Annotated in this window: 18 protein-coding genes and 1 riboswitch; of the genes, 11 read left to right on the top strand and 7 right to left on the bottom strand. The window is 74.1% G+C overall.

All coding sequences use genetic code 11. The annotated features are described in order from the left end of the window. The first annotated feature begins 7 nt into the window (after positions 1 to 7). Positions 8 to 622, top strand: coding sequence for a pentapeptide repeat-containing protein (locus tag IEY37_RS11480; protein WP_188941700.1), 615 nt, complete (start codon positions 8 to 10; stop codon positions 620 to 622). A 238-nt stretch (positions 623 to 860) separates the two neighbouring features. On the opposite strand, the gene IEY37_RS11475 is transcribed toward IEY37_RS11480, so the two are convergent. After that, positions 861 to 1,019: a hypothetical protein gene (locus tag IEY37_RS11475; protein ID WP_188941699.1), complete on the bottom strand. Its 159-nt coding sequence runs from the start codon at positions 1,017 to 1,019 to the stop codon at positions 861 to 863. Between the two features lie 112 nt (positions 1,020 to 1,131). After that, the gene (locus IEY37_RS11470; protein WP_188941698.1) at positions 1,132 to 1,713 is read right to left on the bottom strand and encodes a DinB family protein; all 582 of its coding nucleotides are present in this window, start codon (positions 1,711 to 1,713) and stop codon (positions 1,132 to 1,134) included. 162 nt (positions 1,714 to 1,875) lie between these two features. On the opposite strand from IEY37_RS11470, the gene IEY37_RS11465 reads away from it, so the two are divergent. Continuing rightward, positions 1,876 to 2,724, top strand: coding sequence for a bifunctional methylenetetrahydrofolate dehydrogenase/methenyltetrahydrofolate cyclohydrolase (locus tag IEY37_RS11465; RefSeq protein ID WP_188941697.1), 849 nt, complete (start codon positions 1,876 to 1,878; stop codon positions 2,722 to 2,724). Beyond that, positions 2,721 to 3,092, top strand: a complete 372-nt coding sequence (locus IEY37_RS11460) for a DUF3017 domain-containing protein (RefSeq protein ID WP_229674311.1) — start codon at positions 2,721 to 2,723, stop codon at positions 3,090 to 3,092. The genes IEY37_RS11465 and IEY37_RS11460 overlap by 4 nt, the downstream gene beginning before the upstream one ends. A 64-nt stretch (positions 3,093 to 3,156) precedes the next feature. Here the strand turns inward: IEY37_RS11460 and IEY37_RS11455 are convergent, their stop codons facing one another. Next, entirely contained in the window at positions 3,157 to 3,648 is a 492-nt protein-coding gene (locus IEY37_RS11455; RefSeq protein WP_188941696.1) for a MarR family winged helix-turn-helix transcriptional regulator, read from the bottom strand. 206 nt (positions 3,649 to 3,854) lie between these two features. Between IEY37_RS11455 and IEY37_RS11450 the strand changes: the two genes are divergently transcribed. Both IEY37_RS11450 and IEY37_RS11445 read left to right on the top strand, forming a co-directional pair. Next, a complete protein-coding gene (locus IEY37_RS11450; protein ID WP_188941695.1) occupies positions 3,855 to 5,069 on the top strand; it encodes an NADP-dependent isocitrate dehydrogenase in 1,215 nt (404 codons plus the stop codon). 346 nt (positions 5,070 to 5,415) lie between these two features. Then, positions 5,416 to 5,898, top strand: coding sequence for a MarR family winged helix-turn-helix transcriptional regulator (locus IEY37_RS11445; protein WP_188941694.1), 483 nt, complete (start codon positions 5,416 to 5,418; stop codon positions 5,896 to 5,898). A gap of 106 nt (positions 5,899 to 6,004) precedes the next feature. On the opposite strand, the gene IEY37_RS11440 is transcribed toward IEY37_RS11445, so the two are convergent. Further along, on the bottom strand, positions 6,005 to 7,612 hold the full coding sequence (locus IEY37_RS11440) for an AMP-binding protein (protein WP_188941693.1): 1,608 nt from the start codon (positions 7,610 to 7,612) through the stop codon (positions 6,005 to 6,007). Positions 7,613 to 7,758: 146 nt separating this feature from the next. After that, positions 7,759 to 7,871, top strand: a riboswitch (SAM riboswitch). A gap of 328 nt (positions 7,872 to 8,199) precedes the next feature. Here IEY37_RS11440 and IEY37_RS11435 point away from each other — a divergent pair. The 5 genes from IEY37_RS11435 to yhjD all read left to right on the top strand — a co-directional run bounded on the left by IEY37_RS11435 (position 8,200) and on the right by yhjD (position 14,034). Continuing rightward, a complete protein-coding gene (locus IEY37_RS11435; protein WP_229674310.1) occupies positions 8,200 to 9,246 on the top strand; it encodes an amidohydrolase family protein in 1,047 nt (348 codons plus the stop codon). After that, a complete protein-coding gene (locus IEY37_RS11430; RefSeq protein ID WP_188941692.1) occupies positions 9,243 to 9,860 on the top strand; it encodes a cysteine dioxygenase in 618 nt (205 codons plus the stop codon). The genes IEY37_RS11435 and IEY37_RS11430 overlap by 4 nt, the downstream gene beginning before the upstream one ends. A gap of 272 nt (positions 9,861 to 10,132) precedes the next feature. Further along, the gene (locus IEY37_RS11425) at positions 10,133 to 11,755 is read left to right on the top strand and encodes a hemolysin family protein (RefSeq protein ID WP_229674309.1); all 1,623 of its coding nucleotides are present in this window, start codon (positions 10,133 to 10,135) and stop codon (positions 11,753 to 11,755) included. Then, the gene (gene trpS / locus IEY37_RS11420; RefSeq protein ID WP_188941691.1) at positions 11,752 to 12,819 is read left to right on the top strand and encodes a tryptophan--tRNA ligase; all 1,068 of its coding nucleotides are present in this window, start codon (positions 11,752 to 11,754) and stop codon (positions 12,817 to 12,819) included. The genes IEY37_RS11425 and trpS overlap by 4 nt, the downstream gene beginning before the upstream one ends. A gap of 93 nt (positions 12,820 to 12,912) precedes the next feature. Continuing rightward, positions 12,913 to 14,034, top strand: coding sequence for an inner membrane protein YhjD (gene yhjD / locus IEY37_RS11415; protein ID WP_188941690.1), 1,122 nt, complete (start codon positions 12,913 to 12,915; stop codon positions 14,032 to 14,034). Between the two features lie 141 nt (positions 14,035 to 14,175). On the opposite strand, the gene IEY37_RS11410 is transcribed toward yhjD, so the two are convergent. From IEY37_RS11410 to IEY37_RS11400, 3 genes are all read right to left on the bottom strand, one after another. Further along, the gene (locus IEY37_RS11410) at positions 14,176 to 14,988 is read right to left on the bottom strand and encodes a hypothetical protein (protein ID WP_188941689.1); all 813 of its coding nucleotides are present in this window, start codon (positions 14,986 to 14,988) and stop codon (positions 14,176 to 14,178) included. A 298-nt stretch (positions 14,989 to 15,286) separates the two neighbouring features. Then, on the bottom strand, positions 15,287 to 16,135 hold the full coding sequence (locus IEY37_RS11405) for an SMP-30/gluconolactonase/LRE family protein (protein ID WP_188941688.1): 849 nt from the start codon (positions 16,133 to 16,135) through the stop codon (positions 15,287 to 15,289). Between the two features lie 134 nt (positions 16,136 to 16,269). Beyond that, a complete protein-coding gene (locus IEY37_RS11400) occupies positions 16,270 to 17,526 on the bottom strand; it encodes an Nramp family divalent metal transporter (protein WP_188941687.1) in 1,257 nt (418 codons plus the stop codon). 163 nt (positions 17,527 to 17,689) lie between these two features. Here IEY37_RS11400 and IEY37_RS11395 point away from each other — a divergent pair, with 163 nt between their 5' ends. Next, positions 17,690 to 18,379, top strand: a complete 690-nt coding sequence (locus IEY37_RS11395; RefSeq protein WP_188942313.1) for a metal-dependent transcriptional regulator — start codon at positions 17,690 to 17,692, stop codon at positions 18,377 to 18,379. The last annotated feature ends 9 nt before the right edge of the window (positions 18,380 to 18,388 follow it).

Below are 18,388 nucleotides of genomic sequence, written 5' to 3'. Positions count from 1 at the left end.
GACCGGGATGCGACTGACGCAGCGGTCCTACGTCGACGAGGATCTGTCGGAGGTGGACCTGGCGGACGCGGACCTCGGGGGCCTGGAGTTCGTCCGGTGCGACTTCTCCGGGGCGTCGCTGGCCCGCGTCCGGACCCGCGGCACCGCCTTCACCGACTGCGTGTTCCACGGCGTCGAGCTCTACGACTCCGAGCACCGGGCGTCGAGCTTCGTGACGTGCACCTTCACCGATGCGTCGCTGGCCGGGGCCGCGCTGCACGGCTGCCGGCTCACCGGGAGCAGCTGGACGGACTGCCGGCTGCGCGCCCTGACGGTCCGGGACTGCGACCTGACCCTGGTCGGCCTGGCCGGTGAGCGCCTGCCCGGCACGGACCTGTCCCACCTGCGGTTGCGCGAGGCCAACCTGACGGGCGCGGTGCTCACCGGATGCGACCTGCGCGGCGCCGACCTGACCGGGGCGCGGCTCGGTCGCGCCGACCTGCGCCGGGCCGACCTGCGGGGCGCGCTGACCGACGCCGGCGGCTGGGTGGCCGCCCAGCTGACCGGTGCCGTGATCGACCTGGACCAGGCGGCCCGGTTCGCCGCGGCCCACGGGCTGACGCTGGCGCCGCCGGGCGACTGATCGGTGGCTGCCGCGCCGGGTCCGTCCCACCACCCGGTCCGCCGTCGACACTCGGCAGACACGGGCGGCCGGAATTTCGGACCCTCCGGACGACGAGCCCGCGACGGCCCGGTGCCGGCCCGTCCGGTCCCGCCCGTCCACGGCATGCAGACACGGCGGCCCGGCACCGGAGCAGCGGACCGTCAGCCCTGCCCGTCGCCGGGCGGCCGACGATCCGCGCACCGGCGACGGCGGCGGCTCAGCCCTGTCCGTCGGAGGGCGCCTGCTGCGCCTCCGGGGCCTCCCAGACCTTGCCGAGTTCCTCCTCGGTGACCGGCTCGCCCTCGTAGCTCTCCGCGCCGGCCGCCTTCTCGAGCTCCTCCTGCGTCGGCTCCGAACCCTGCGTCTGGTCGCTCACTGCAGCTCCTCTCGCGTCCCCGGACAGCCGCCGGGACGGTCGTCGCCGGTCCGGTCACTGCCCACCGATCCGATCACATCGCAGGGGCCGTCGGTACCCGCACCCCCGCGGGTCAACCCTGCTCACCACTGCCCCGGGACGGCCACCAGCGGTAGAGGTCGCGGAGCAGTGAGATCTCGGCGCCGTGGTGGATGATCTCCCGGTTGATGTGCAGCAGCAGGGCGGCCAGCGTGTCCTGCTCGAAACCCGGCTCGCCGCAGGGCCTGGCCAGGTCCGCGACGGACAGCGAGCGGATCCCGGCGACCCACGCGGCCTGCTGGTCGTCCAGTCGCGCGAGAGCGTCCGCCGCTGTCGACGGGTAGTCGTAGCTGCCGTAGTCGACCGGCGGACCGCCGAAGTGCCGGGCCAGGCGGTCGCCGTAGATGCCGACGAGCAGGTGACCGACGCGCCAGGCGATCGTGGTCACCGGCGCCGGATCCGGTTCCCGGTCGAAGTCCGCGACCCAGTCGCCGCCGCCGGCGGCGCGAGGGGTGACCGCCTGCCCGCGGGGCCGCACGCTCCACATGCCCGGCACCGGCTCCCACAGGTACTCGTCGTCGGTCAGGCCGGACCACCGCGGCCGCAGCTGGTGGTCCCACTCGAACGACAACTGCTCCAGCAGCTCGTCGACCCACTCGACGGTGCGTTCCGCCACCTCGTGCTCCTTTCCGTCAGAACCGGCGACCCCACGCGGCCGGTGACCCCGGTGCCGGGATCCGCGCCGAGCCTGCACCCGACCACCGACAGCCGTCCCGCTCCTGGCCGGGCCGGCAGGGCAAGCCCTCGGGGCGCGGCGGCCGTGGCAGGATCGGCAGCCGTGACGGCGACCATCCTGGACGGCAAGGCCACGCTCGCCGCGATCAAGGACGAGCTCCGCGGGCGGGTCGAGGCGCTGCGGGCGGTCGGTGTCGTCCCCGGTCTGGGTACCGTGCTGGTGGGCGACGACCCGGGCAGCCGCTGGTACGTCGCCGCCAAGCACCGCGACTGCGCCGAGATCGGTGTGGCCTCGATCCAGCGGGAACTGCCGGCCGGCACGACCCAGGCCGAGGTGGAGGCCGTCGTCGACGAGCTGAACCAGGACCCGGCGTGCACCGGGTTCCTCGTGCAGCAGCCGACCGGGCTCGACGAGTTCGCCATCCTGTCCCGCGTCGACCCGGCCAAGGACGTCGACGGCCTGCACCCGTACAACCTGGGTTGCCTGGTGCTCGGGCAGCCGGCGCCGCTGCCCTGCACTCCGGTCGGCGTCCTCGAGCTGCTGCGGCGGTACGGGGTGCCGATGGCCGGGGCGCACGCCGTCGTGATCGGTCGCGGGCTGACCGTGGGCCGGCCGCTGGGTCTGCTGCTGACCCGCCGCTCGGAGAACGCCACCGTGACGCTGTGCCACACCGGCACCCGCGACCTGGCCGCGCACGTCCGGCAGGCGGACATCGTCGTCGCGGCGGCGGGCGTCCCCGGGCTGGTGACCGCGGAGATGGTCAAGCCGGGTGCGGCCGTGCTGGACGTCGGGGTGAGCCGGGTGGACGGGCGGATCGCCGGGGACGTCGCGCCGGACGTGCGCGGGGTCGCCGGCTACCTGGCGCCCAACCCCGGCGGCGTCGGCCCGATGACCCGGGCCATGCTGCTGTCCAACGTGGTGGCCGCGGCCGAGCGCCTGCGTCCCCGGTGACCACGGAGCCGGCCGGCGACCCGGTGGTGCGCGAGCCGGCCGGCGACCCGGTGGTGCGGCCGGCCGGCGACCGGGTGCGTCCCGGTTCTGCGGAGCGGGCGGGCTCCCGCACCGCCGGCGGCCGGTGGTCGGCCGTGCCCTTCGCTGCGGTCGTCGCGGTAGTGGTGGTCGCGCTCGTGTTGATCGGCAGCGACCACTGGCGGCGGGGGTCCGCCGCGCTGGCCGCGGCGGCGGTGCTGGCCGCAGCCCTGCGGCTGGTCCTGCCGGTGCGGGTGATCGGTCTGCTCGCTGTCCGCGGGCGGCTGTTCGACGTGCTGTTCCTGCTTGTGCTCGGCGCCGTGCTCGGCACCATGGTCGCCCTCGGCTGACCGGCGGGCTCCAGTCAGCGCGTCAGCGTCACCGTCACCGTCACCGTCACCGTCAGCGTCAGCGTCAGCGGCGGCGCGCCGTCGGGACCCGGGACGGGCGGTCCTGGAGGCCGTCGAGGATGCGGCCGAAGGCGGCGGCCAGCACCCCTGCCTCCTCGTCGGTGAGCGCGGCGCCGAAGTAGTCCTCGACACCGGCCAGGTGCACCGCCGCGGCGGAGCGCAGCGCGGCCCGCCCGGACCGCGACAGCCGGACGATGACGCCGCGCCCGTCGCGCGGGTCGGGCCGGCGCTCCACCAGGCCCGCCTCCTCCAGGCGGTCGATGCGGCGCGACAGACCCGGCTGGGACAGCACCAGCAGCCGGCCGAGCAGGTCCCGGTGGCGCAGCGCCCCGCCCGCCTCGGACAGCTGGACCAGCACGTCGTAGGTCCCGAGCGGGATCTTGTTCGCGGCCTCGAGGTCGTTGGCCAGCCGCCGGACGACGGCGGCGTGCGCGTGCAGGAACCGCACCCAGGCCTGCATCCGGTCCGGGTCGATGGCCGGCGGCTGTGCTCTCACGTGTCCCCCGTGTCGCTTTTGCACCGAGTTGGTGCCCCCTGGCCCATTACTACCACCGGGACGGGTGCGGTCCCGACAGGACCCGGCGGTAGGTTCCGGGGACCGACCGGGGTGCGGTGCGCCAGCAGTACGGATGTACGGTTGGACACGGAGACCGGCCTCCGCGCCGGTGGCGGAGTGCACCTACCTACAGGCAGCGAGGCGACATGGCGAAGATCAAGGTGACGGGGACCGTCGTCGAACTCGACGGCGACGAGATGACCCGCATCATCTGGCAGTTCATCAAGGACCAGCTGATCCTGCCCTACCTGGACGTCGACCTGGAGTACTACGACCTGGGCATCGAGAACCGTGACGCGACCGACGACCAGGTGACGGTGGACGCCGCCAACGCGATCAAGCGGCACGGCGTCGGCGTCAAGTGCGCGACGATCACCCCGGACGAGGCCCGGGTGGCCGAGTTCGGGCTCAAGAAGATGTGGCGCTCGCCCAACGGCACCATCCGCAACATCCTGGGCGGCGTCATCTTCCGCGAGCCGATCATCATCTCGAACATCCCCCGGCTGGTGCCGGGCTGGACCAAGCCGATCGTCGTCGGCCGTCACGCCTACGGGGACCAGTACCGCGCCACCGACTTCCGCTTCCCGGGAGCGGGGACGCTGACGGTCACCTTCACCCCGTCCGACGGGTCCGAGCCGATCGAGCACGAGGTGTTCCAGGCGCCCGGGGCCGGCGTCTCGCTGTCGATGTACAACCTCGACGACTCGATCCGCGACTTCGCCCGCGCCTCGCTGAACTACGGCCTGGCGCGGAACTACCCGGTGTACCTGTCGACCAAGAACACGATCCTCAAGGCCTACGACGGCCGCTTCAAGGATCTGTTCCAGGAGATCTTCGACGCCGAGTTCAAGGAGCGTTTCGACGCGGCGGGCCTGACCTACGAGCACCGGCTGATCGACGACATGGTCGCCGCGTCGCTCAAGTGGGAGGGTGGCTACGTCTGGGCGTGCAAGAACTACGACGGCGACGTCCAGTCCGACACCGTCGCACAGGGTTTCGGTTCGCTGGGGCTGATGACGTCGGTGCTGAGCACCCCGGACGGCTCCGTCGTCGAGGCGGAGGCGGCGCACGGCACGGTGACCCGCCACTACCGCCAGCACCAGGCCGGCAAGCCGACCTCGACCAACCCGATCGCCTCGATCTACGCCTGGACCGGCGGCCTGAAGCACCGTGGCAAGCTCGACAGCACTCCGGAGGTCACGGGTTTCGCCGAGGCACTCGAGGACGTGATCATCAAGACCGTCGAGAGCGGCAAGATGACCAAGGATCTCGCCGCGCTGGTGGGGCCGGAGCAGGGGTGGCTGACCACCGAGCAGTTCCTGGCCGCGCTGGACGAGAACCTGCAGCAGCGGCTGGCCTGACCGCAGGGCGCGGCAGGCCTCCGGGTCGGCCGCGCCCGGGGTCCGGCCCGTCGGCGACGACCGGGCGGGCTGTCGCCGCTGTCCTCGGGAGGCGAGCGGCCGGCTGTCCCCGGAGGGGCGGAGCGGTTCGCCGGCACGGGGGAGGACCGGCGAACCTGGCGGTCGAGCTCCGAGTGCCAGAACCGTTCGGTGCCTTCGGATCCGCGTGGCCGACTGTTTGACCGACGGGGATCAGGCGCGGTAGCCCGGGCTGGGGTCCGAACCGATGGCACCATCCTGCGCTGCAATCGCTCGTCTGTCAAGCAATGTGCGTTGCAACATCTCGATCGTCAAGTAATCTGTGCCGATGGGTGACGCCGAGGACGCAACGGTGACCGCGGCGGCCGCGGCGCTGCGCGAACTGATCCTGGCCGGCGAAAAGTACCGGCAGGTGGCGTCGGCGCACCTGGGGCTCGACGTGGGGGCGGCGCAGGCGGTCAGCTACCTGTACAGCCGCGGCGCCATGGGTCAGCGGGACCTGGGCGTCCTCCTGGGGTTCAACACCAGCAGCATCACGGCCCTGGTGGACCGGCTCGAGCGCGACCGCATCGCCCGCCGGCTCCCGCACCCGACCGACCGCCGGCGCACCGTCCTGCAGCTCACCGAGGACGGGCGGGCGGCCGTCGACGCCCTCGGCCCGTGGTTCGTGGCGGCGTTCGACGACATCGAACCGGCGGCGATGCCCACCGTGACCGCGGCGCTCTCCACGATCGCCGAGAACCTGCGGGTCCAGACCCAGGACATGGCCGCCCGGCGGCCGGCGAAGGCGTCCGGCGCCGACGGTCGCTGACCACCGGTCGTGGCGGCCGGCGGTCGCTGACCGCCGGCCGCGGCCTCGTGGGGACCGGGGCGGCGGGGGTGGGTGCGCCGGCGGGCCGCGTCGAGCCGGCGCCTGGTCAGCCGGAGGTGGTGGTCCGCAGTTCCCGCCGGAGGATCTTGCCCGACGACGACTTCGGGATGGCGTCGACGAACTGCACCCGCCGGACCTTCTTGTGCGGGGCGACCCGCTTCGCGACGAACGCCTGCACGTCCTGTGCGGACAGGTCGTCGTCGGTGACACCCGCCTGCCGGACGACGAAGGCCTTCGGGACCTCCTCGCCGTCCTCGTCCCGCACGCCCACCACGGCGGCGTCGGCGATCCCGGGGTGGGTGAGCAGCAACGCCTCCAGCTCGGCCGGCGGGACCTGGTAGCCCTTGTACTTGATCAGTTCCTTGACCCGGTCGACGATGGTGACGTAGCCCTCGGCGGACACCGTCGCGACGTCACCGGTGTGCAGATACCCGTCCAGGTCCAGGGTGTCGATCGTGGCCTGGTGGTCGCCCAGGTAGCCGATCATGACATTCGGCCCGGCGCACCAGAGTTCACCCGGCGCGCTGGTGCCGGTCTCCGGCACGTCGATCTCCTGCCCGGTGGTCGGGTCCACCAGCCGGCACTCCATGTTGGGCAGCGTGAGACCCACCGTGCCGAGCGGGATGTCGTCGCGGAACGCCGGGATGCAGTGGCTGACCGGGCTCATCTCGCTCATCCCGTAGCCCTGCCGGACCAGGCACCCGAGTCGCCGGGCGACGGCCCGGCCCAGTTCCGCGTCCAGCGGCGCGGCGCCGGAGAAGATCAGCCGCACGCTGGACAGGTCGTGGTCGTCCACCATGGGGTGCTTGGCGAGCGCCACCGCGATCGGCGGGGCGATGTAGACGTAGCTGGCGCGGTGCTCGCTGATCACCCGCAGGAACTCGGCCAGGTCGAACCGCGGCATCGTGATCACCGCCGCGCGGTGCAGCAGCCCGCCGTTCATCAGCACGTTCATGCCGTAGATGTGGAAGAACGGCAGCACGGCCAGGATGCGGTCGTCGGGCTCGACGCCGATCACCGGCGCGCCCTGCGCCAGGTTCGCCACCAGGTTCCGGTGGGTCAGCATGACACCCTTGGCCTTGCCGGTGGTGCCCGAGGAGTAGGGCAGCACGGCCAGGTCGTGCTCGGCGTCGACGTCCACCGTCGGCGGCGGCGTCGCGCCGGACAGCAAGGCGCGCAACGACAACCGGTCCGGCGCCACCTCGGGTCCGCCGTCGATGACCACGACGTTCTCCGCCGGCAGGCCGACCTCCAGCGCCGCGGCGTCGGCCTGCGGCAGGAACGGCGACAGCGTGAACAGGTAGACCGCGCGGGAGTCGGCCAGCTGCTCCACGATCTCCCGGACGGTGTACAGCGAGTTGATCGTCGTCACCACCCCGCCCGCGCGCAGGATGCCGTGGAACACGGTGACGTAGGCGGGGATGTTCGGGCACAGCAGCGCCGCCACCTGGCCGCGGACGAAGCCCTGGGCGGCCAGACCGCCTGCCAGTGCCAGGATCTGGGCCCGCAGCTCACCGTAGCGGGTGACCGCGCCGGTGGTCCCGTCGATCAGCGCGGGCCGGGCGGCGACGTCCTCGTCCAGTCCGGCGAAGAGGTAGTCGAACAGGGACACGTCGGGGATGTCGACGTCGGGGTACGGGCTGCGGAAGCTCATCGGACTCCTGACCGGGTGCGTCACCGCGGTGTGACCGGCCCCAGGGTAGTCGACCGGGGCCGGCCGGGACGGGGCCGGAGGCCGGCGACGCGGGACCCCGGTGATCGTTGACAGCCCCGGTGCGCCGGCCCTACCGTGCGGGCCAAGGTCAAGAGATCCGGTGGCAAGCCCTGGCTCGCCGGACGGCAACCCTCGTCGCTGTGGGGTGCTCCAGGTGACGACCGGGTGGCACCCGACCGGGTGGCCACAAGAGCGCGGCCCGAGCGGGCCGGTGACGACCGAGGTGGACGGCATGGTGCATCCGGGTCCGGCCTTCGGGACCGCAGCGGACCGCCGCACCTGCACGTACCGCACGCACGTCGACCTGCAGCGGGTCTGCAGCGCGCTGTGTCCGGAGCCGGCCCCGTCCCGCTGACCGCCCGCCGGTCGACGGGCTCTCCCGGGAGCCCGGTCGTCCCGGCCGCCGTCCGCCTGCTCCGCCCTGTTCCCAGGGCCGCCCCGCGCCCCGACCGGTCCACCGGACCTGTCGGCGGTGGTCCCCGCCGGTCGAGTGCGACCGGTCCGCTCCCGCACGCCCCGAGGTCCCGGTGTCTCCTTCCGTCCCGTCCGCCACCGTCCCGTCCGCCACTGTCCCGTCCGCCACCGTCCCGTTCGCCACGGTCCCGTCCGGCTTGCCGCCCGATCCGCCCGGCGCGGCCTCCGCGGGGACCGTCGACGTGCACCGCCACCACTGGCCGGAGACCTTGGTGGAGGCGCTGCGGTCCCGGTCCACGGCGCCGCGGGTGGCCGGTCGGGACCTGCTGCTCGACGGCGAGCCGCCGTTCCGGCTGCCGGACCCGGCCGCGGCGGCCGAAACCGCCGACGCCGTCCCGACGGGCGCGGACTCCGGGTCGGGTGCGCCGGACGCCGGGGCCGCGCCGGTGGCCGGCCGGTCGCTGTTCGCGCTGTCCAGCCCGCTGGGCATCGAGGACCTGCCGCCCGCGGAGGCGGCGCCGCTGCTCGACGCCTGGCACGGCTGGGTCGCCGCGCTGGACCCGTCGTCCGGAGGCTGGGCCGCGGTCACCCGCCGCGAGCCGGACACCGCCGGGCTGGCCGGCCGGCTGTCGGGCGGATTTGCCGGCCTGCAGGTACCTGCGGGTTGGCTGGCGACGCCGTCGGACGTCGAGGCGGTGGCGCCGGTCCTGGAGGTGGCGCAGCGCGCCGGACGGCCGGTGCTGGTGCACCCGGGACCCGCGGCCCGTGCGGGGTCGGCGGTCCCGGACTGGTGGGCCGCCGTCGTCGACTACTCCGCGCAGCTGCAGGCGGCGTGGTGGTCGTGGCACACCGCCGGACGGTCCCTGCTGCCCGGGCTGCGCATCTGTTTCGTCGCCGGCGCGGGCCTGGCGCCGGTGCACCACGAGCGGTGGACCGCGCGCGGCGGGGGCCCGTTCCGGGTCGACCCGCTGACCTGGGTCGAGACCTCGTCGCTGGGCCGGCAGGCGCAGGACGCCCTGGTCCGCGTGCTCGGCATCGACCAGCTCGTGCTCGGCAGCGACCACCCGTACGCGCGCCCCGTCGACGCCGGCCTCGGCGCCGCGGCCCGGCACGCCATCCACGTCACCAATCCCGCACGCCTGTTGAACGGAGCACGATGAGCACCGCCGAAGCCCTGCACCCGGCCGGGGACCGGGCCCGAGTCGAGCCGCCTGCGGACCCCGACGCGGTGGTGCCCGCGGCGGCGTCCGTGGACCTGCACCGGGTGGCCGAACCGGCCGTGACGCTGGACCGGCTCCCCGGCCGCGACCTCGCCCCGGCCGAGCTGCTGGAGCTGGTCGCCGCGGTGGCCGCGGATCCGGAGCGCTGGGAGGCGCACGTCGCCTTCGGCGAGGGCGGACGGCGGCACTACGCGCTGCTGCACCGCGACGCCCACGTCGACGTGTGGGTGCTGTGCTGGGTGCCGGAGAACGACACCGGCTGGCACGACCACGACATCTCGTCCGGCGCGGTCGCCGTCACCCGGGGTCTGCTCGTCGAGCACAACCTGGCCGTCGGCGCGGGCAGCACCGGGGTGCCGACCCCGGTCCCCGGCGGGCGGGCGTTCAGCTTCGGGCCCGACCACATCCACCGGCTGACCGGCCTGGCCCCGGCCAGCGTGTCGATCCACGCGTACTCACCGCCGCTGTGGCGGATGGGTCAGTACACGCTGCGCGGCGGGGTGCTGCGGCGGCGGTCGGTGTCCTACGCCGACGAGCTGCGCCCGCTGGACTGAGCGGCGCGGCGGCGGTGCACCGCCGGCCGGTCCGAGCCGGTGTACCGCCGGCCGGTCCGAACCGGTCGGCCGGTGCGGGCCGGCGCGGGGCCGGTGCGCGGCTACGATCGCCCGGTGGAGCCACCGTCCGCCGGGCCGGTCCGAGGACCGGCCATCGGTGCACCGCCCAGTCGCTCGAGCATCGGCCGGGCCGGACACCGCTCCGGGGGAGCGGCGTCACCGCGACCGGGGGGCATGCCGCCCGCGGCCCGCACGGCCGGGACGGGGCGTTGATGGACGTCCTGGTGGACGTGGCGGTCGTCGCGCTGTTCATCCTGATCGGCGGCTGCTTCAACGCCGCGGAGATCTCGATGATCTCGCTGCGGGAGAGCCAGGTGCGGCAGCTGGCGGCCACCCGCGGCATCCGCGGGCGGCGGCTGGAGCGGCTGGTGTCCGACCCGAACCGGTTCCTGGCCGCCGTGCAGATCGGCGTCACCGTCGCGACCATGCTGTCCTCGGCCTTCGGCGCCGCGACGGTGTCCGAGCGCGTCGAGGTGTGGCTTGTCTCGATCGGGGTCGGGCCCGGTGCGGCCGGCACCGTCGCGCTCGTCGGCACGACCCTGGTCATCTCGTTCTTCTCGCTGGTCCTGGGTGAGCTGACGCCCAAGCGGATCGGCATGCAGCGGCGTGAGGCGATCGCCTTGTTCGCCTCCGGCCCGCTGTCCCTGCTGGCCCGGCTGTTCCGCCCGGTGGTCTGGCTGCTCGGCCGCTCGACCAACCTGATGGTGCGGGTGCTGCGCGGCGATCCGGACGCCACCGGGGAGGAGATCAGCTCCGAGGAACTGCAGTCGCTGGTGGCGGCGCACGAGTCGTTGACGTCGGTGGAGCGGCGGATGATCGCCGACGTCTTCGAGGCGGAGGGCACCCACGTCCGCGAGGTGATGGTGCCGCGACCGGAGGTGCGGTTCCTGCACGCCCAGCTGTCGGTCGGCCGGGCCGCCCGGGAAGCCCTGCTGCATCCGCACTCCCGCTTCCCGGTCATCGGCCGGGATGCCGACGACGTGCTCGGCGTCGTGCACATCCGGGACCTGATCGTGCCGCCGCGGGCGCTCGGCCGGACCGCCACGGTGCGCGACCTGGCCAGCCCGGTGACCGTCGTCCCCGGCACCAAGGGCGTGCTCGACGCCCTGCACGAGATGCGGGGCGCCGGTCAGCACCTGGCCGTCGTCGTCGACGAGTACGGCGGCACCGACGGCATCGTCACCCTCGAGGACCTGGTCGAGGAGATCGTCGGCGAGATGGTCGCCCCGGGAGGCGGGACGGCCACCGCCGCGCCTGCCAAGGCCGGCGAGGTGGACGGGATCCTCAACCTCGACGACTTCGCCGAGATCACCGGGCTGGAGCTGCCACCGGGTCCGTACACCACGGCGGCCGGCTTCGTGATGGCCTGTCTCGGCCGCATCCCGCGGACCGGCGACACGGTGGAGTTCGCGGGGCGGACGCTGACCGTCGTCGAGCTGGACGGCCGCCGGGTGTCCCGGATCCTGGTGTCGCCGCCGACCGGACCGCAGCCCGCCGACGGCGCGACGGAGCACCCCGGGGACGGCGACGGCGCGCCGCGGGACGACGCAGGCACCGCGGGCGACGGGGTCGCCCGCCCCGACGGCCCCGAGCGGGCCGAGCCGGCCGACCTCCAGGAGGGGGCCGGCCGGCGGGACAGGCGGACGGCCCGCCGGGACCCCGCGTCCGAGCGGGCAACCGGGCCGGAGCCTGCAGTTCAGGCGCCTCGTCCCGGGTCCGCGGTACCCGCCCACGCCGGGGTTGCGGCCGGCGTCCGCCCCGATGCCCCGCCGCCGGCCGGGCCGCCGCCGGTGCGACCAGGGGTCGCTCCGGCGGGTGCGAAGATCGGGGCATGACCGCTCCACCCGCCGCGCCCCCGACGTCCGCGACCCCCGCCGCCGGCGGCGGCGCTGCGGACACCGACCGGGTGGCACTGCCCCGGGTGCTGTCCGGCATCCAGCCCACCGCCGACTCGTTCCATGTCGGGAACTATCTCGGCGCGCTGCGGCAGTGGGTCGACCTGCAGGCGACGCACCAGGCCTTCTACTCGATCGTCGACCTGCACGCGATCACCGTCGAGCAGGACCCGGCCGACCTCCGCCGGCGCATCCGGGTCGCGGCCGCGCAGCTGCTCGCGCTGGGCATCGACCCGCAGGTGTCCACGCTGTTCGTGCAGTCCCAGGTGCCGGCGCACACCCAGCTGGCGTGGGTCCTCGAGTGCCTGACCGGCTTCGGCGAGGCGGGCCGGATGACGCAGTTCAAGGACAAGTCCGCCCGGGGCGGCGCGGACCGGTCCAGCGTCGGCCTGTTCACCTACCCGATCCTGCAGGCGGCCGACATCCTGGCGTACGCGGCGGACGCCGTGCCGGTGGGCGAGGACCAGCGGCAGCACCTGGAACTGACCCGCAACCTGGCGCAGCGGTTCAACGCCCGGTACGGGCCGACGTTGACCGTCCCGGAGCCCTACATCCTCAAGGCCACGGCCAAGATCTACGACCTGACCGACCCCGGCGTGAAGATGAGCAAGTCGTCGCCGGGCGGCTCGCTGGACCTGCTCGCCGACGTCAAGGCCTCGGTCAAGCGGATCAAATCGGCCGTCACCGACAACGAGCGCGAGGTGCGCTACGACGAGGACGCCAAGCCCGGGGTGTCCAACCTGCTGCGCCTGCTGTCGGTGTTCACCGGCGCGTCGATCCCGGAACTGGAGCGCCGGTACGAGGGTCGCGGCTACGGCGATCTCAAGGGCGACCTGGCCGAGGCGTTCGCCGCGTTCGTGACGCCGCTGCAGGCCTCGGTGGCCGGCTACCTCGCCGACCCGGCCGAGCTCGACGCCGTGCTCCGCGCCGGTGGGGAGCGGGCCCGGGCGACGGCGGACGCCACCGTGGCGGCGGTCTACGAGCGGGTCGGGTTCCTGGTCTGACCCGCCGGGCCGGCCCTCCCGGCGGCCGGTCGGGGGACACCTCACACTGGTGTCGCCGTCCGTCCGGGCGGCCTGAGCACCTCGGAGGCCGGCATGACCGCCATCGACCCCTCCCCGCGGGCCGCGGCCGAGCGGCTGCGCGCCGACGACTACCCGGTCGAGGAACGGGCGGAGAAGAAGCCGTCCGCGCTGGCCGCCAGGATCAAGGCGCTGACGGCCCGTCCGGGCATCCTGCACCTCACCCGCGCCGGCGGGCGGTTCACCGAGCGGCTGGGCACCCAGTTCGCCGGCGCCATCACGTACTTCTCGTTCCTGGCGCTGGTGCCGATCCTGATGGTGGCGTTCGCCGTGGTCGGGTTCGTGCTGGCCGGACAGCCCGGGCAGATCGACGAGCTCAAGGGGCAGATCACCAAGCAGATCCCGGGCACCCTGGGCAGCCAGCTCTCCGACCAGCTGAACTCGGCGATCGACGCCCGCTACACCGTCGGCATCATCGGCCTCGTCGTCGCGCTGTACTCGGGCATCTCGTGGATGGGCAACGTGCGCAACGCCATCCAGGCCCAGTGGCGGCCGGACTTCGACGAGGACCAGGAGACGGCGCAGGAGAGTCTGCCGGTCAACCTGCTGCGCAGCTTCCTGCGGCTCGTCGGCCTGGGTGTCGCCCTGCTGCTGTCGATCGTGTTGTCGTCGGTCGGCGGCGCACTGACCTCCCAGGTGCTCGACTGGCTGAACCTGTCCGACGTCGGCTGGCTCAAGCCGGTGCTGGTGATCGTCCCGATCCTGCTGGCGATGGCGGCCGACGTCCTGGTCTTCCTGTGGGTCTACACCGCGCTGCCGCCCCGGCACATGCGCGCCCCGCGCAAGGCGCTGATCCGCGGTTCCATCGCCGCGGCCGTCGGCTTCGAGCTGCTCAAGCAGGCGCTGGCGCTGTTCCCGTCGCTGCTCACCTCGACCAGCGCGAAGATCTTCGGACCGATCATCGGCCTGCTGTTCTTCTTCAACCTGACCGCGATGCTGGTGCTGTTCGTCGCCGCCTGGATCGCCACCGCGCCCGGCAGCCCCGGCCTGGCCGAGAAGTCCACCCAGGATCCGGGGCCCGACGACGTCCCCCCGGCCGTGCTCGTGGTGCAGGAGCCGATGAGCCGTCCGAAGCTGGCCGGGCTGCTGGGCGCGGGTGCGCTGCTCGGCTGGGGCGTCGGTCGGCGGCGGCGGTGACGCGGTGACGGCCGGCCGGACCGGGACCGGCCGCGGCGGACCGAGCGCCGCCCGGTGAGCACCTGGTGGACGGTCGGCTGGGACGCCGCGGAACCGCAAGACCTGGCCCCGTTCTGGGCCCAGGCGCCATACTGTTCCGACTCAGCGGTGGACCGTTATCACCAGCCGGTCGGAGGTCACGGCGGTGCGCCCGTCGACCAGTGCCCAGGTGAGCACTCCGTCGCCGGCGACCTCCCCGGCGGGGACCGCGGTGTCGACGGTCACGACCTGCTGTGGCGCCAGACGTCCGGACATCCGCGCGCAGTCCAGGCTGCCGCGGTGGTGCGTCGTCGTGGGGACCTTGCCGGGCCACACCGACAGCTGCACGTCGTACTCCGGGCACGGGGTCAACGGCACGGCGACGTTGCTCAGGTTCCGCACGACGACGTGGGCGACGATCGCGGCGCCGGCGCGGACCGTGGACGGTTCGCTGACGGACGTGGTCAGCGATGCCACCGTCCCCGGATCCGCCGCGGAGTCCACGAACGCGTAGCCGGCGGACTGGAACACTGTCGAGCCCGGAGGGACGCGGACGCGTGGCGGGCGCCGGCCGTCGTCGGTGACCGGAAGGTCGAGGACGGGTCCGCTGTTGCCGACGTGCACCACGATGCGGGTGACCCGCCGGCTGTCCCCGGTGTCGGGTATCCAGTACGCCCAGGCGTGCACGACCTGGCCCGGGTCGACGGCGAGCGCATTCGGCACCTGCGCCCCGGAGGACGGCACTCGTCCGGCGATCTCGGTGCCATCGACGGCGACCATGTCCACCGGTGTGAACGTCCTCGCCAGCGCACAGGCCGACCGGGCCGTCGACCGCAGGGTCAGCGCCAGCCGGTGGGTCGCCTGGCTCGTCCGCCGGTCCGCCCGACCGGTGAGCCCGAGGTCCGCGACGCCGCACCGCCGGAGAGCCCGGGGCACGGCGGCGACGGTCGGGGTGGTGAGCGTGGGTCCGCCCCGGACGACCGGGGGCACGGTCGGCGACGGACGCGCGCCGGCGGACGGCCGGCGCGCCGGGGACCTCGGGAGCACGGTCGTCGGGGGCGGCGCCGGAGCGGCGGCGGACGCTGTGGGCGTGCGAGGGACCTCGCCGGTCTGTGGTGCGCCGGCCGTGCAGCCGGCCGCCAGGGTCAGCGCAAGAGCCAGCACCCACCGCACCCGTCGACGCACGACCGAGGACGGTGCGACCTGGCCTTCGGGTTGCTCGTCGATCCGCTGGTCAGCCGGCGAAGCTGCGGACCGGTTGCCCGGTCACCCCGGGACGGGTCCGGAAGACCGCGCCGGCCAGCGGCTCGTCGCCGTCGTCGAGGTTCTCCCGGGACGTGGTGATGAACAGGTCCCGCAGGTCGTCCCCGCCGAAGGTGCAGGACGTCACCTGGCTCGCCGGCAGCTCGACGACGTCCGCCAGCCGGCCGTCGGCGGTGTAGTGGTGGACCGCGCCGCCGCCGTAGAGGGCGACCCAGACCCCGCCCTCGGCGTCGACCGTCAGCCCGTCCGGGTTGCCGGCGTCCGGGTCGATGGTGACGAACACCCGCCGGTTCGACAGGCCGCCCTCCGGGTCGTGGTCGAACACCGCCACCCGGTGGGTCGGGGTGTCGTCGTAGAAGGCCAGGCTGCCGTCGGAGGTCCAGGCGAGCCCGTTGGACACGGTGACACCCCGCAGCACCGTGTCGGTCGTGCCGTCCGGGTGCAGCCGGTACAGCGCGGCGGCGCCCTCGGCCTGGGCGTACGCCATCGACCCGCAGTAGAAGCGGCCCTGCGGGTCGCAGTCGCCCTCGTTCATCCGGATCCCCGGGTCGTGGATCACCGCCGGCAGCGGGCGCAGCGTCCCGTCCGGGTCCTCGAGCGTCCAGCCGTGCTCGACGCCGATGACCGCACCGCCGCCGACCCGCGGCCGCACGACCGCGGCGATCCGCCCGGCGTGCAGCCGCTGCGCGGTGCCGTCGGGCTGCAGGGTGAGCACGTCCCCGGCGAGCATGTCCACGAACCGCAGCCCGCCCCAGCTCGGCGACCACACCGCGCCCTCGCCGTGGTAGGTCAGCGGGTCGGTGATCTGCTCGGCCTGCACGTCGAACCCCCGAGGATGTCGGACGCACCCGGGGACCCGGATGCCGACCGTGCTGTTCCCCGGCCGGCGGCAGCCGATCCGCGCCGCCCGGTAGGCCCCCGGACCGCACGAGTTCCCGGGCGGGCCGGCGCAGCTCAGCCCACGAACGTCACCCACAGCAGGTAGAGGTTCAGCACGATGATCAGCGCGGCGATCAGCGAGCCGGCGACCGTGGTGATCCGGCGGTTGGCGAAGTCGCCCATCACGTCCCGGCGGCGGGACAGCAGCAGCAGCGGCACCAGCGCGAACGGGATGCCGAAGGACAGCACCACCTGGGACACCACCAGGCTGTCGGTGGTCGGCAGGCCCAGGCCGAGCACCAGCAGCGCCGGCAGCATGGTCAGCCCGCGACGCAGCAGCAAGGGGATGCGGCGCTGGATGAACCCGGCCATCACCACCTGCCCGGCGTAGGTCCCGACGCTCGACGACGCCAAGCCGGACGCCAGCAGGGCCACCGCGAACGCCAGCGCGGCGCCGCCCCCGACCAGCTCGCCGAGCCCGCGGTGCGCGCCCTCGATGGTGTCCACGTCGGTCCGTCCGCTGGCGTGGAACAGGTTCGCCGCGATGAGCAGCATCGACAGGTTGATCAGGCCGGCCAGCCCCAGGCCCAGGTACACGTCGAGCCGGGTGGTCCGCAGCAGCCGCCGTCGCTGGTCGTCGGTGGACCGCTGGCCGCGGTTCTTGGTCAGCGCCGAGTGCAGGTAGACCACGTGCGGCATGACGGTCGCGCCGATGATCCCGGCGGTCAGCAGAACGCTGTCCGGCCCGTCGAACCGCGGCAGCAGGCCGGCCAGCGCGTCGGGCGCGGACGCCCCGACCGTGAGCAGGTCGACCAGGAAGCCGAGCCCGACCAGCAGCAGCAGCGCGATGATCGCCACCTCGAACCGCCGGTAGCCGCGCTGCTGCAGCGCCAGCACGGCGAACGCGACGGCCGCGGTGATCAGCCCGGCCAGGAACAGCGGCACGCCGAACAGCAGGTTGAGACCGACGGCCGCACCGACGAACTCGGCCAGGTCGGTGGCCATCGCGACGAGTTCCGCCTGCACCCACAGGCCGGCGGAGACCCGGCGGGGCAGGTGCTGGCGGCACAGCTCGGGCAGGTCGCGGCCGGTGACGACGCCCAGCTTCGCCGACAGGTACTGCACCAGCATGGCCATCAGGTTGGCCACGACGATGACCCACACCAGCAGGTACCCGTAGCGGGCGCCGGCGCTGATGTTGGTGGCGAAGTTGCCCGGGTCGATGTAGGCGACGGCGGCCACGAACGCCGGGCCGAGGGCCGCCACGAGGCCGCGTACCCGGCCGCGGTCACGGGCGGCGGCCAGGTCCGAACCGGTGGTCAACGCCGACATCGCCAGGGCCTCCCTCGTCTGGCAGGCCAGGAGTTCGCCGTGCCGAACTTTGTTCGTACGGTACCCCGAGACGGATGGGTGGAATCCGTCCGCAGTTTGCCGGTGCCGGTGGTCCGGATCGGCCCGGGCTGGTCCCGGCTGGTACGGGCGCCGCGCCGCTAGCCTGCAGGGCGTGGCGCGGACGGGGCAGACGGCGGCCGTCGAGAACTACCTCAAGACCATCTGGGCGGTCGGGGAGCACGACGGTGGTCCGGTGTCCGCCACGGCCCTGGCCGAGCGGCTCGGACTGGCGGCCTCGTCGGTGTCCGGGATGCTGCGGCGGCTCACCGAGCTGGGACTGGTCGAGCACGTCCGGTACGGCGCCGTCGGGCTGACCCCGGCCGGCCGGGCGGAGGCGCTGCAGGTGGTGCGGCGGCACCGGTTGGTGGAGATGTACCTGGTCGCCGAGCTCGGGTACGGCTGGGACGAGGTGCACGACGAGGCCGAGGAACTCGAGCACGTGGTGTCCGACCTGCTCGTCGAGCGGATCGACGCCCGGCTCGGCCACCCGGTCACCGACCCGCACGGCGACCCGATCCCCGGCCCGGACGGGACCGTGCAGGCCGTCCCCGCACGCCGGCTGTCCGACCTGGCGGCGGGGGAAGGCGGACCGCTGGTCCGGGTCGACGACCGCGACCCCGAGGTGCTGCGGCACCTGTCCGCGGCCGGCATCGCGCTGGGCCAGTCGGTCCGGCTGGTCGAGCGGCTGCCGTTCGGTGGCGCGTTCGTCGTCACGGCCGACGGCGCCCGCCACGAACTCGCCCCGGGGCTGGCGGCCGCGGTCTGGATCGGCGCCGCGGAGGTCGCCCGCTAGCGTAGCGGC

The organism is Nakamurella endophytica (assembly GCF_014646215.1).
Taxonomy (GTDB): Bacteria; Actinomycetota; Actinomycetes; order Mycobacteriales; family Nakamurellaceae; genus Nakamurella; species Nakamurella endophytica.
The sequence above is the reverse complement of the archived record's forward strand: the minus strand, read 5'-3'. Positions and strand labels throughout refer to the sequence as shown.

Coding starts and splice junctions, on each gene's coding strand:
- yhjD (WP_188941690.1), top strand. CDS start 12,913: ATGACCGCCATCGACCCCTCCCCGCGGGCCGCGGCCGAGCGGCTGCGC.
- IEY37_RS11400 (WP_188941687.1), bottom strand. CDS start 17,526: ATGTCGGCGTTGACCACCGGTTCGGACCTGGCCGCCGCCCGTGACCGC.
- trpS (WP_188941691.1), top strand. CDS start 11,752: ATGACCGCTCCACCCGCCGCGCCCCCGACGTCCGCGACCCCCGCCGCC.
- IEY37_RS11480 (WP_188941700.1), top strand. CDS start 8: ATGCGACTGACGCAGCGGTCCTACGTCGACGAGGATCTGTCGGAGGTG.
- IEY37_RS11450 (WP_188941695.1), top strand. CDS start 3,855: ATGGCGAAGATCAAGGTGACGGGGACCGTCGTCGAACTCGACGGCGAC.
- IEY37_RS11425 (WP_229674309.1), top strand. CDS start 10,133: ATGGACGTCCTGGTGGACGTGGCGGTCGTCGCGCTGTTCATCCTGATC.
- IEY37_RS11430 (WP_188941692.1), top strand. CDS start 9,243: ATGAGCACCGCCGAAGCCCTGCACCCGGCCGGGGACCGGGCCCGAGTC.
- IEY37_RS11445 (WP_188941694.1), top strand. CDS start 5,416: ATGGGTGACGCCGAGGACGCAACGGTGACCGCGGCGGCCGCGGCGCTG.
- IEY37_RS11440 (WP_188941693.1), bottom strand. CDS start 7,612: ATGAGCTTCCGCAGCCCGTACCCCGACGTCGACATCCCCGACGTGTCC.